This window comes from Bacillus songklensis (genome assembly GCF_042649685.1).
In the GTDB taxonomy this organism is placed as follows: domain Bacteria; phylum Bacillota; class Bacilli; order Bacillales; family Bacillaceae_H; genus Bacillus_BA; species Bacillus_BA songklensis.
This window is the reverse complement of record NZ_JBHRZT010000020.1, coordinates 528877-542242: the sequence shown is the minus strand read 5'-3', so window position 1 is coordinate 542242 and position 13366 is coordinate 528877. Positions and strand designations below refer to the sequence as shown.

Here is a 13366-nt window from a genome sequence, read left to right as displayed (position 1 = left end):
AATATGTAACAGCGTTGCCCGTTAGCATCTACTCTAGTATAATAATGTGGGTTAAGGGGTGAGGATATGCTGAAATCAAAAAAAAGATGGAGGGTTCAACAGACGAATCATGAACTTGTAGAGAAGTTTGTGACCAACCTCGAGATTACACCTCTCATTGCTTCATTGCTCATCAATCGCGGATTAACGACGATTGAATCTGCTGAGCAATTCTTAAACATAGATCGACAAACATTCCATGATCCTTTTTTATTAGACGGAATGGATAAAGCAGTGAAGCGTATTAAGCAAGCCATTGAGCAAAATGAAAAAATAATGATATATGGAGACTATGATGCGGACGGGGTTAGCAGTACGTCTGTACTCTTATCTGCTTTAACCTTGCTGGGGGCAGAAGCGGATTTTTATATTCCAAATCGTTTTACTGAAGGATACGGTCCGAATGAAGCGGCTTTTCGATTAATCAGTGAACAAGGATATACGCTTGTCGTTACCGTGGACACAGGGATTTCGGCTGTGAATGAAGCCTCCCTTGCAAAAGAGCTGAACTTTGATTTGATCATTACCGATCATCATGAGCCGGGACCGCAGTTACCGGAAGCATATACGATCATCCATCCTAAAAAGCCGGGAAGTACATATCCGTTCAAAGATTTAGCGGGTGTAGGAGTGGCTTTCAAACTTGCACACGCTTTGCTTGGAGAAGTGCCGGAGCATTTACTGGAACTGGCTGTGATTGGGACAATTGCGGATTTAGTGCCGCTGCAGGGGGAGAACCGTTTAATTGCCAGCAAGGGCTTGCAATACTTAAGACGGACAAATCGTCCCGGTATCCAGGCTTTGCTTCGTGTATGCGGCATTAAACAGGATGATGTCCATGAAGATACGATTGGATTTGCAATCGCTCCCCGTATTAATGCAGTAGGGAGATTGCAGTCGGCTGACCCTGCCGTTCATTTATTAATGACAACAAATGAAATCGAGGCTCAACAACTAGCTGCAGAAATTGATGAGCTAAACAAAGAAAGGCAGCAGCTTGTGAATGAAATAACGGAAGAAGCAGTCTCCATCGTAGAAACTCTTTACCCTCCCGAAGATAACGGTGTACTTGTGATAGCGAAGGAAGGATGGAATTCGGGTGTCATCGGTATTGTCGCTTCAAGACTGGTCGACCGGTTTTATCGTCCGGCCATCGTCTTAAGCATCGATCCTGAAAAAAGGTTGGCTAAAGGGTCGGCACGAAGCATCGATGGTTTCGACTTGTTTGCCAATTTATCTACTTGCCGCGATATTCTTCCCCATTTTGGGGGACATCCGATGGCGGCAGGTATGACCTTAAAAACGGAAGATGTCGATAGGTTGCGGGCTCGGTTGAATACGCTAGCTTATGAGCAACTGACGGAAGAAGATTTTATTCCGATTACCAACGTGGATACTGTTTGTAAAGTGGAAGATATCACGCTTTCGGCCATTCAGCAGCTTAGACGGCTTGCTCCCTTCGGAATGAGCAATGCAAAACCAAAAGTGATGGTGGAAGATGTCAATATCTCTTCCATTCGGAAAATTGGAGCGGATCAAACTCATTTAAAGCTGACGTTTGAAGATGAAGGTATGACAATCGATGGGGTTGGCTTCGGCTTAGGCCACTTGTATGATGACATCTCTCCAATATCTAAAATTTCACTTGTTGGAGAGTTAACGATTAACGAATGGAATAATATTCGAAAACCTCAGTTGATGATTGAGGATGTAGGGATTGGAGATTGGCAATTATTCGATTATCGGAGTGTCAGAAGTGCGGACCGCTTTTTTAAGTCGATGTTTACTTCTGATATGACGGTTATTTATTTTTCAGAACATACGTTAACGGAACGGGAAAAGCAACTATATCATGACCGAATTGTATATATAGGCAGTGTTGAAGCTGCGTCACATTTTGAGGCAGAGGGAAAACAGCTTGTCTTGCTGGACCTGCCCTCCTCTATGGAGTTAGTAAGCAAATTGCTGAATAACGGAGTTCCGTCAAGAATTTATACCGTTTTTCTATCAAAGGAAGATCATTATTTTCACACCGTTCCGACGCGTGACCATTTTAAATGGTATTATGCATTTTTAATGAAAAACAGTCCGTTCGATTTGAATCGTTACAAAGAAGATCTTGCGATTCGTCGAGGCTGGTCGAAAGATACAATTGATTTCATGTCACAGGTGTTTTTTGAATTAGAATTTGTTACAATAAAAAATGGTCTCATTTCTTTGATGAAAAATGGAGCAAAACGTGATTTAATAGAATCTGCGACTTACCGTCGCAAACAGGAGCAAATTCAATTAGAAAAAAGTTTTCTGTACACATCATATGTACAATTGAAACAGTTGTTTGACCAAGTGATTGACAACCGTTGAATTGATGAGGAGGCAACAAATTAATGGATTTTAAGCAATATATAACAATCGTACCTGATTGGCCGAAGCCAGGTATTATATTTAAAGATATTACAACGCTTATGGATAATGGTAAAGCTTATAAAGCAGCAACAGACGAGATTGTTAAGTATGCAAAAGAAAAACAAATCGACATTGTTGTAGGACCCGAGGCACGCGGTTTTATCATTGGATGTCCTGTTGCGTATGCATTAGAAGTCGGGTTTGCGCCGGTTCGCAAAGAAGGAAAACTTCCTCGTGAAGTGATTAAAGTAGACTATGGCTTAGAATACGGCAAAGACGTATTAACGATGCATAAGGATGCAATCAAACCAGGTCAGCGTGTATTAATTACAGACGACCTTTTAGCAACCGGCGGTACCATTGAAGCAACGATCAAACTTGTTGAGCAGCTTGGAGGCGTTGTAGTAGGCGCTGCATTCTTAATCGAGTTATCAGATCTAAATGGTCGTGAGAAACTAGAAGGCTACGATGTCTTTACATTAATGAAATATTAATGATGTAAAACCAACAGCGGAACCATCACCCTGTTGGTTTTATATGCTTTGAATTTTAGAAAATGTAAAATCACCTTTTGCTCTTGATTACAGGGGTAAAGGGTGATTTCTGTTTATTAAATATATGAATCCACATAAAGAATTTATATCATTAAGTTTTCTGTATGGAACATAACTTTCTTAGCGTTTGTCTGCGTACTGAGATGATTGCTTTTCCAAGACTCCATTCAACAAACGGAATGATTCAGTACGAAGATTTTTCCGGCGCGCATCCAGTTCAATGTGCGTCGGAAAAATCTTTTTAGAAAAGCTTTACATCTTTGAAAATTTTCATGATAATAGTTACAATATGAACTTATAAGATATGATCTTTTCATTTACCCCATTCTAATGGTCGATAAGCCTCTGTACCTCCTAAGACGGAGGGGTCATAGGCCATAGGAACCCGATTGATTCAACTATCCATCAGTAAGGAATGAGACTAATTACCTGATGCCTGGTGCGTCGAAAACTCCGGCTGATGGAAGTTTTATTTTATTGATAAAAGGTGATTTCATGGCAAACGAGCAAGTGTTAACAGCTGAACAAGTAATTGAAAATGCTGGAAAATATTTGTCTGATGATGATATAGATTTTGTACAAAAGGCATACCGATTTGCAAAGGACGCTCATAGTGAGCAATATCGCAAATCAGGGGAGCCTTATATTATTCATCCGATTCAAGTAGCGGGTATTTTGGTGGATTTAGAGCTGGACCCAACGACGATTGCGGCGGGATTTTTACATGATGTAGTAGAAGATACGGATGTTACACTTGAACAACTAAAGAACATATTTAACGATGATGTTGCCATGTTAGTCGATGGTGTTACAAAGCTGGGCAAAATTAAGTATAAATCAAAAGAAGAGCAGCAGGCAGAAAATCATCGGAAAATGTTTGTTGCGATGGCACGGGATATTCGAGTGATTTTAATTAAGTTGGCAGACCGTTTGCATAACATGCGTACGTTAAAGCACCTACCCCAGGAAAAACAACGTCGCATTGCCAATGAAACATTAGAAATCTTTGCCCCATTAGCCCATCGTCTTGGTATCTCCAAAATCAAATGGGAATTGGAAGATACGGCTTTACGTTATCTAAATCCTCAACAGTATTACCGCATTGTCAATTTAATGAAGCAAAAACGCGCAGAGCGTGAACAATATATTTCAGAAGTCATTGACGAGGTGCGGGATCGGGTCAACGAAGTAGCTATTAAAGCAGAAATTTCGGGAAGACCGAAGCACATTTATTCCATCTATCGAAAAATGGCTTTACAGAACAAGCAATTTAATGAAATTTATGATTTGCTGGCTGTTCGTATTATCGTAAACAGTATTAAAGATTGCTATGCGGTATTAGGAATTATTCATACGTGCTGGAAGCCGATGCCCGGACGTTTCAAAGATTATATTGCAATGCCTAAGCCTAACATGTATCAGTCTCTCCATACAACAGTGATTGGTCCTAAGGGGGACCCTCTTGAAGTGCAAATCCGTACAGTAGAGATGCATCATATTGCGGAATACGGGGTTGCCGCACACTGGGCTTATAAAGAAGGAAAGACAGCAAACGATCGTGCTTCCTTTGAAGATAAGTTAACATGGTTTAGAGAGATTTTGGAGTTCCAAAACGAATCGACGAATGCTGAAGAGTTTATGGAATCGTTAAAAGTGGACCTTTTCTCTGACATGGTGTACGTCTTTACACCAAAAGGAGACGTCATTGAACTTCCTGCTGGATCTGTTCCAATCGATTTTGCTTATCGTATCCACTCCGAGATTGGAAATAAGACGATAGGAGCGAAAGTGAACGGCAAAATGGTGACCCTTGACTTCAAATTGAAAACAGGTGATATCATTGAGATATTAACCTCCAAGCATTCCTATGGCCCGAGCCAAGACTGGCTTAAGCTTACGCAAACGACTCAGGCAAAAAATAAAATTCGCCAATTCTTTAAAAAGCAGCGTCGTGAGGAAAATATCGAAAAAGGAAAAGAACTTGTCGAGAAAGAAATCCGTAACTTAGACTTTGAGGTGAAAGAAGTCTTAACAGCAGAGAATGTAAAAAGAGTGGCGGAGAAATTTAACTTTTCCAATGAAGAGGATATGTATGCCGCAGTCGGATATAACGGCATTACAGCGGCACAAATTGCGAATCGTCTGACTGACAAATGGCGCAAACAGCGCGATCAAGAGCAAGAAATCAAGGAAATCATGAATGAGACGAAGTCTATCCCTAAAGGAAAACGACGGGATTCAGGTGTAGTCGTACAAGGAATTGATAATTTGTTGATTCGCTTGTCCAAGTGCTGCAATCCAGTTCCAGGTGATGAAATTATCGGGTTCATTACAAAAGGAAGAGGCGTGTCCGTTCATCGTCAAGATTGTTTAAATGTTCACACTGAGGAAGCCGAAAATCGTTTAATCCCTGTTGAGTGGGAGTCTAGCATTAAAGAAGGACGCGAATTTAATGTGGAGATAGAAATTTCCGGATTTGATCGCCGCGGCTTGTTAAATGAAGTTCTTCAGGCGGTAAATGAGACGAAAACGAACATTTCTGCCGTATCAGGACGTTCGGACCGTAACAAAATGGCGACGATTAATATGTCGATATCCATCCACAATATTAATCATCTTCATAAAGTAGTAGAGCGGATTAAACAAATTCGTGACATTTATTCGGTACGAAGAATTATGCATTAGAAAGGAATTTTCATTATGCGTGTAGTTGTTCAGCGAGCAAAAAATGCAAAAGTAATCGTAGAAGGAAAAACGGTCGGTGCCATTGAGCGTGGTGTGATGCTATTAGTTGGTGTGACTCATTCAGATACAGTAGAAGATGCAGCTTACTTAGCGGACAAGGTCGCTAACTTACGTATTTTTGAAGACGAATCCGGGAAAATGAATTGGTCACTGCTTGACATCGGCGGGGAAGTGTTGTCTGTATCACAATTCACCCTTTACGGGGATTGCCGTAAAGGAAGAAGACCGAACTTCATGGAAGCCGCCAAACCTGACTATGCCAATGAAATGTATAAGCACTTTAATGAGGATCTGACCAAAAAAGGTTTAAAAGTTGAAACAGGTATTTTCGGTGCCATGATGGATGTAGAGTTTACGAATGATGGACCGGTTACGTTAATTATAGAAAGTAAATAAAAGAGAAGGGAAAAAGGCCGAAAAAAGCGGCCTTTTTTCTTTCTCTTGAAAAGGGCCTTTCACCTAAACTGAGGATAAAACAAAGTTTGGTGAAAAAGGTCCTTTTTAGATTAGGAAAGCATAATGAATATATTTTTTTACGGTATGAGAAAGGATAAAATGTGTTTTGAATTTATCCGGCTTGTTTCGACTCCGGGCGAGCCGCTTGTGCTTTTCTTAAAAAGAATGGTTTGAAAATTCAACAAGATATCAACCATCCTATTTTTATGTGTTCTGCTCATCAAAGTAGCGGGCCAATCCTTTGACGATAGCTGTTACGACATTGTATTGAAACTGCCCTGTTTGCATTTGTGTTTCTTCATGGGCATTACTCAAAAAGCCAAGCTCCAGTAAGACGGATGGCTGCGAATTTTCTCTTAATACATGATAATCACCGTGACGCACTTCTTTGTTATCAAAAGTTGTAAGGGAAATGAGCTCTTTATGAATGCTTTCCGCTAACGACTGATGCCGATCATAATAAGTGATAATGCCATGGAGCTTGTCGTCTTTGGAACTGTTATAGTGGATGCTGATGAAGGCATCCGCTTTTTTTTTGTTGGCGAGTGCCACCCGCTGCTCAAGGGAGATGTACTGATCATTCGTTCTAGTCATGACGACGTGAGCCCCTAGTGTTGACAATCTTTTTTGGAGTAACTTGGAAGTGATAAGTGTCAGGTCTTTTTCATACGTACCGGATGTGCCGACTGCTCCTTTATCGCGTCCCCCGTGACCGGCATCAATGACAATCGTTTTATCTTGCAAAGTCGCCAGCGAAATCCCGTATAGGTCCTGAAGCTTGGAAGCAGAGGCAAAGGCAATGTATGGCTGTGTGATGGGGGAGGGTGGAATATCCGGGAGTGAATCAACGTACTGCTTTGCCACCCATCCGGTCCTTCCATTTGTTAATTGGACATGGTACCAGCGATCAAACTTTTCAACTACGGATAAAATTGTGCCTTCTTTGACTTTATCCACAATCTCATGTGAGGTACCAGGGCCGCTTCGTACGTTCAGTACATTGGCTTGAACGGAAACGAATTCGCTTTGTGCATTCGTCTGAGGCTGAAAAACTAAAAAGAAGAGGGTGATTCCGAGCAGAAAATAAAGTGGAAGTTTCACATATTTCACTATCACTACCGTAACTCCTTTTCCTGTATTTGTAAGGTAATAATTCTTGATAATATCGAAAAATCCTGTAAGTTCAAATGGAAAAATGGAAAAGATATGTTGTAAGGCTAACTATCATACCGCAGGAAAGAAGGGAATTGCATGAAATTCAGTGATAAAGGAGAACAAACATTTACCCACCGCAATCAGTTATTTGGAGTCAATTTTCACGATTTCATTCAACAGGAATCCAGTTCCTCTTCCGTTGAATTGGCATCGGAATTCGGTTTGACATTGCGCGATGTCAAGACGTTGAAAAAGAATTTATCCCGTTCTTAATTAAACGCAGAAAGGTTCTTGACAATTCCGAATTTCATTCGTAATATAGTAGACAATTGCTATAAATCTACATAAGAATAATGACCCGTAAAAAACCATGGACGGAGAAAAGTAGTTAAGAGTACACATGAAAAAGAGAGGAAATGCCTAAGGCTGAAAGCATTTCTGCATGATGACTTAACGAACGAACACTCTCGAGGTTTCTCTCTGAAAAGGATGTTCTTAGTAGGAGTTGAACGTATTCAGGCGTTAACGATTTAAGTGGGAGCAATTTTGCTTCAATTAGGGTGGTACCACGAGAAAGTATAACTCTCGTCCCTACAAGTATATTTGTAGGGATGGGAGTTTTTTTATTTTTAGGCCATAAGAGAGTGTTAAGAAAAAAGAAATTAGGAGGCACCAACGTTTATGTCAATTCAAATTCCAAGAGGTACACAAGATATTCTCCCAGGTACTGTGGAACTGTGGCAATATGTGGAGCAGCAGGCGAGAACCATTTGCCGCATGTTCAATTATAAAGAAATCCGCACCCCGATGTTTGAGCATACTGAATTATTCCAACGTGGTGTAGGGGATACAACGGATATTGTTCAAAAAGAAATGTATACATTTGAAGACCGGGGCGGCCGAAGCATCACTCTTCGCCCAGAGGGTACAGCGGCGGTTGTACGTTCGTTTGTGGAACATAAAATGTTTGGAAATCCGAATCAACCAACGAAGCTGTTTTATATTGGCCCTATGTTCCGCTATGAACGTCCCCAAGCAGGACGATTCCGCCAGTTTGTTCAATTTGGAGTGGAGGCATTAGGGAGCAATGATCCAGCAATCGATGCAGAAGTAATGGCACTCGCTATGCAATTTTATCAATCAGTAGGATTGAAGAAGCTGCGCCTTGTCATTAACAGCTTGGGTGATGCGGAAAGCCGTCAGGCACACCGTGAGGCTTTAATCAATCATTTCTCGCCAAGAATCGGAGAATTTTGTTCTGATTGCCAAAGCCGGTTAGAAAAAAATCCGCTTCGCATTCTTGATTGTAAAAAAGACCGCGATCATGAACTAATGAAAACGGCACCGTCGATTATGGACTACTTAAATGATTACTCAAAAGTGTATTTTGAGAAGGTGCAGCAATATTTAACGAATTTACATATCGAGTTTGTTGTGGATCCGAATCTGGTCCGCGGCTTGGATTATTACAACCACACGGCGTTTGAAATTATGAGTGAAGCAGAAGGGTTCGGTTCGATTACGACTCTTTGCGGCGGCGGGCGATACAACGGTCTTGTCCAAGATATCGGCGGCCCGGAAACGCCTGGTATCGGCTTTGCTCTGAGTATTGAGCGTTTGCTGGCAGCATTAGAGGCAGAAAACGTTACCCTGCCGATTGAAGAGAGCATTGATTGCTATGTGGTGGCACTGGGAGAAGCAGCAAAAGATTATTCCGTTTCCATTGTGAATGATCTCCGTATGGCTGGTTTCATCACAGAAAAAGATTATCAAGATAAAAAAATAAAAGCGCAATTCAAATCAGCAGACCGTCTTCAGGCTAAATTTGTCATCGTGTTAGGCGAGGATGAATTAGATAAGAAAGTAGTTAATGTAAAAAATATGGCAACAGGGGAACAGCACGAAGTGGCAATTACAGAACTTGTTGCCCATTTAAAGGAAGTACGCTAAAGGGGGATAACATCATGCAGGGAAGAACATATTACTGTGGTGAAATAACGGAAAAAGCGATTGGTGAATCGATAAAACTAAAAGGATGGGTGCAAAAGCGCCGTGACTTAGGAGGTCTTATCTTCATTGACCTTCGCGATCGTACAGGGATCGTCCAAGTCGTCTTCAATCCGGACGTATCGGCTGAAGCATTAAAGATAGCTGAAAACGTACGTAACGAATTCGTGCTTCATATCGAAGGAAAAGTGATTGCACGTGAAGAAGGAACCGTGAATGCCAACTTAAAAACGGGAAGAATCGAAGTACAGGCGGAGGAAATCGTTATTTTAAATAAAGCAAAAACTCCTCCGTTCATGATTGAAAATAAAGCAGATGTAGCGGAAGATGTACGTTTAAAATACCGTTACTTGGATTTGCGCCGTCCAGTGATGTTTGAAACAATGAAGATGCGCAGTGATCTGACAAAAACCATCCGTAATTATTTAGATGATAATGGTTTCTTAGATGTCGAAACGCCAATTTTAACGAAGAGCACACCGGAAGGAGCACGCGACTACTTAGTACCAAGCCGCGTTCACCCGGGAGAGTTTTACGCGCTGCCGCAATCACCGCAAATTTTCAAGCAGTTATTAATGGTGTCTGGTTTCGAGCGCTATTACCAAATTGCACGCTGTTTCCGTGATGAAGATTTGCGTGCAGACCGTCAGCCGGAGTTCACGCAAGTAGATATTGAGACATCTTTCCTCACTCAAGATGAAATTATTGAGTTGGCAGAAAACATGATGGTCAAAGTCATGAAAGATGTAAAAGGAATCGACGTTCCTGCTCCATTCCCTCGTATGGCTTATGATGAAGCGATGAGCCGTTACGGTTCGGACAAGCCGGATACCCGATTTGAGATGGAGTTAGTCGATCTATCAGAGTTCGTCAAAGACTGCGGCTTCAAAGTATTCAGCGGTGCGGTTCAAAACGGCGGACAAGTAAAAGCGATTAATGTTAAGGGAGCGGCTGCTAACTATTCACGTAAGGACATCGATGGCTTACAAGAATATGCAGCTGTTTACGGCGCTAAAGGTTTAGCATGGTTGAAGGTGGAAGAAGACGGCCTAAAAGGCCCGATTGCAAAATTCTTCAACGAAGAAGAGCAAAAACAATTCATTGAAGCGTTAGAAGCTTCTACTGGCGATTTGCTGCTGTTTGTCGCCGATAAGAAGAGTGTAGTGGCAGATTCATTGGGGGCATTGCGCCTGAAGCTTGGAAAAGATTTAGGCCTAATTGATGAAGCAAAATTCAACTTCTTGTGGATAACAGACTGGCCGCTTCTTGAGTATGATGAAGAGGAAGGCCGCTATTATGCGGCGCATCATCCGTTTACAATGCCGGTTCGTCAGGATCTTGAATATTTAGATACAGATCCAGGAAAAGTGCGTGCACAAGCATACGACTTAGTGTTGAACGGCTATGAGCTTGGCGGCGGTTCGTTGCGTATTTACGAGCGAGACATTCAAGAAAAAATGTTCCAGGTATTAGGCTTTACGCTTGAACAGGCCTACGAACAATTCGGGTTCTTGCTTGAAGCATTTGAATACGGAACACCTCCTCACGGCGGTATTGCCCTGGGTCTTGACCGTTTAGTGATGCTGCTGGCGGGGCGCACAAATCTGCGTGACACAATCGCATTCCCGAAAACAGCAAGTGCAAGCTGTTTACTCACAGAAGCTCCGGGAGAAGTTAGTGCGGCACAATTAGCGGAACTGCATTTGGAGACCCGTGTTAAAAAAAGTGAATAAATTATACTTTTTGCTTGCTTGAAAAGGAATTTATTCTATGATAAGATACTGTCAAGAAACAAGAAGTCCTGATGTGTTCGTCTTATAACCTATTGTTTTGACCGAACAATAAGTTATAAGGGAGCTCGGAGTTTTCAATGAGCGTAAATGCCTTTGGATCAAGGACTTACAACCATTGAAATAGAGCACCCACCTGCTGTGAGCGGGTTCAAAACGAAGGCATCTGAAGACGGCACGATTGGGACTTTTCTTTATTTGTATATTCAACCCTATGCAGTATATCTGCATAGGGTTTTCATATGCTCTTAAAAAACATCTAAAACCAATAGAATTAGTTGAATTAAATAAAAAGTGTGATATAGTCAAATTCTGAACAAATACTATGGAAGAATGAGAAAAATAACGGAGTGTGAAACAGATGTTACATCAATTTTCGCGCAACGAGCTTGCGATAGGAAAAGAAGGTTTAGATAAGCTAAAAGGAAGTACAGTGGCTGTTCTTGGTATTGGAGGAGTTGGTTCGTTTTCAGTGGAAGCACTCGCCCGTTCCGGTGTAGGCCGTCTCGTGTTAGTCGATAAAGATGATGTGGATATTACAAACGTAAACCGCCAGATTCATGCCTTATTGTCAACAGTCGGCCGTCCTAAAGTTGATCTAATGAAAGAACGTGTAGCAGATATCAATCCAGATTGTGAAGTCATCGCACTAAAAATGTTTTATACAGAAGAAACATATGAAGAATTTTTCAGTTACAATCTTGATTATGTCGTTGATGCTTCGGATACCATTTCTTATAAAATTCATTTGATGAAAGAATGTTTAAAACGTAAAATCCCAATCATTTCAAGTATGGGAGCCGCTAATAAAATGGATCCGACCCGTTTCCGTATCGCGGATATTTCCAAAACACATACGGATCCAATCGCCAAAGTTATCCGTACACGTTTACGCAAAGAAGGAATTCGTAAAGGAATTCCAGTCGTATTTTCGGATGAAAGTCCCATTGTTATTCGTGAAGAAGTACGTAAAGTAGTTGGGAATGACCAGGCAGAGATTCGCAAAGCGAAAATGCCGCCGTCTTCTAACGCTTTTGTTCCTTCCGTGGCCGGATTAATCATGGCAGGGCATGTTATTACAGAGCTGTTAAAAGATATTGAAATTTACCGTGTCGGTCAAGATATATAAATCCACATAAACAATGGACCATGGATGAAAAACATCCATGGTCCATTGTTTACGCATAAGCCTTCGCCAATTTCCCTTCCGGGCTCTTGTCGAAGGCCTATACGAGAACCTTTCTAGCCTATTCAGGATGCAAGAACTGAAAAACATACATAGGATAAAAAGTGATAGATGATGTTAAGAACTTAAGGAGGATGACTTAATAGGTATGTCTTTTTATACCTTTTGAGTCATCCTCAGCTTTTTAGTTAAGAAGTGGAGGAGTATCCGTTTGGTCTTCTTGAAGGAAGGGCGGGGCAATATCTTCCCTTTCTTCAAACAGCATCATTTGTTGTGCGCGATTCATGATTTGCAGCAGTGTTTGGTAGTCTTCTTGAATGATAACCTGCTGTTTTTGTAGTTGTTCCAGCTTTGTTTCCAATTGCTTATTTTCAAGGGCGAGCTGTTCATTTTCCTTGCGCAATGTTTCATTTTCTTTTGCCAATATATTCGATTGTGATTGCTCGGATCGTATTTTACATAAAAATTGAATGACATCATTTAAGCTCATATTATTCAGCGGTGCTATTAATTCCGTCGCATATTCTTCGATTGCGTGGTCTTTAGAAGAATCGGCTGCCGCTGATAGTGATAAGACTGCTGATGGGGGTGAAACATTTTTAACATTTTTCTTTGCGTGTTCGAGGGCACGTTTTCTTTCTTTTCTTTGTTTCTTCGCAAGCGCGATTGCTTCTTCGTATCTTTTTCTCACTTCAGCATTCCAGCGAAACCCGCATGCAGCCGAGGTTCGGTTTAATTTATCACCCACTTCGTCAAAGGCTGCAAGTTGTGTGCTGCCTTCGCGAATATATTGTAAAACGGTTTCGGCCAATAGTAAATCGTCATCATGAGACCAGGCATCCTGTCTAACTTTCACCATATCAACTCCCGTTATCGATAGGTTGATTTATATCATAGCTTTGCCCATTGGGCTCGCAATTATACGTTTCCCAAATTTAATAGATTTCATCTATGCACAATTTCCCTTTGGCCTTTGTCAAAGGTTTATACGAGAACCTCTTTAGCTCGTTCAGGATACTTTTAAAGCG

The 13366-nt window shown here is 41.3% G+C and carries 10 protein-coding genes, 1 other RNA gene and 1 other annotated feature; of the genes, 9 read left to right on the top strand and 2 right to left on the bottom strand.

Features of this window, described 5'->3' with window-relative positions; genetic code table 11:
* Window positions 1-66: 66 nt before the first annotated feature.
* The 4 genes from recJ (at window position 67) to dtd (ending at window position 6140) form a co-directional block, all read left to right on the top strand.
* The gene (gene recJ, locus ACFOU2_RS05775; protein ID WP_377913071.1) at window positions 67-2403 is read left to right on the top strand and encodes a single-stranded-DNA-specific exonuclease RecJ; all 2337 of its coding nucleotides are present in this window, start codon (window positions 67-69) and stop codon (window positions 2401-2403) included.
* A 23-nt stretch (window positions 2404-2426) separates the two neighbouring features.
* Window positions 2427-2939: an adenine phosphoribosyltransferase gene (locus ACFOU2_RS05770; RefSeq protein WP_377913069.1), complete on the top strand. Its 513-nt coding sequence runs from the start codon at window positions 2427-2429 to the stop codon at window positions 2937-2939.
* Between the two features lie 555 nt (window positions 2940-3494).
* A complete protein-coding gene (locus ACFOU2_RS05765; RefSeq protein ID WP_377913067.1) occupies window positions 3495-5684 on the top strand; it encodes a RelA/SpoT family protein in 2190 nt (729 codons plus the stop codon).
* A 15-nt stretch (window positions 5685-5699) separates the two neighbouring features.
* The gene (dtd, locus tag ACFOU2_RS05760; protein WP_377913065.1) at window positions 5700-6140 is read left to right on the top strand and encodes a D-aminoacyl-tRNA deacylase; all 441 of its coding nucleotides are present in this window, start codon (window positions 5700-5702) and stop codon (window positions 6138-6140) included.
* A gap of 264 nt (window positions 6141-6404) precedes the next feature.
* Here dtd and ACFOU2_RS05755 read toward each other — a convergent pair whose 3' ends face one another.
* Window positions 6405-7316, bottom strand: a complete 912-nt coding sequence (locus ACFOU2_RS05755) for an N-acetylmuramoyl-L-alanine amidase (RefSeq protein ID WP_377913062.1) — start codon at window positions 7314-7316, stop codon at window positions 6405-6407.
* Window positions 7317-7451: 135 nt separating this feature from the next.
* Here ACFOU2_RS05755 and ACFOU2_RS05750 point away from each other — a divergent pair, with 135 nt between their 5' ends.
* From ACFOU2_RS05750 to ACFOU2_RS05730, 5 genes are all read left to right on the top strand, one after another.
* Window positions 7452-7628, top strand: coding sequence for an RNA polymerase subunit sigma-70 (locus ACFOU2_RS05750; RefSeq protein WP_377913060.1), 177 nt, complete (start codon window positions 7452-7454; stop codon window positions 7626-7628).
* 89 nt (window positions 7629-7717) lie between these two features.
* Window positions 7718-7951 (top strand) — a binding site (T-box leader).
* Between the two features lie 85 nt (window positions 7952-8036).
* Entirely contained in the window at window positions 8037-9305 is a 1269-nt protein-coding gene (hisS, locus tag ACFOU2_RS05745; protein WP_377913058.1) for a histidine--tRNA ligase, read from the top strand.
* Between the two features lie 14 nt (window positions 9306-9319).
* The gene (gene aspS / locus ACFOU2_RS05740) at window positions 9320-11095 is read left to right on the top strand and encodes an aspartate--tRNA ligase (RefSeq protein ID WP_377913056.1); all 1776 of its coding nucleotides are present in this window, start codon (window positions 9320-9322) and stop codon (window positions 11093-11095) included.
* Between the two features lie 62 nt (window positions 11096-11157).
* Window positions 11158-11344, top strand: a non-coding RNA gene (gene ssrS, locus ACFOU2_RS05735) — 6S RNA.
* Window positions 11345-11513: 169 nt separating this feature from the next.
* Window positions 11514-12281 (top strand): tRNA threonylcarbamoyladenosine dehydratase, encoded by a 768-nt coding sequence (locus ACFOU2_RS05730; RefSeq protein ID WP_377913054.1) that lies wholly within the window; start codon window positions 11514-11516, stop codon window positions 12279-12281.
* A gap of 241 nt (window positions 12282-12522) precedes the next feature.
* On the opposite strand, the gene ACFOU2_RS05725 is transcribed toward ACFOU2_RS05730, so the two are convergent.
* A complete protein-coding gene (locus ACFOU2_RS05725) occupies window positions 12523-13197 on the bottom strand; it encodes an RsfA family transcriptional regulator (RefSeq protein ID WP_377913052.1) in 675 nt (224 codons plus the stop codon).
* Window positions 13198-13366 lie beyond the last annotated feature (169 nt).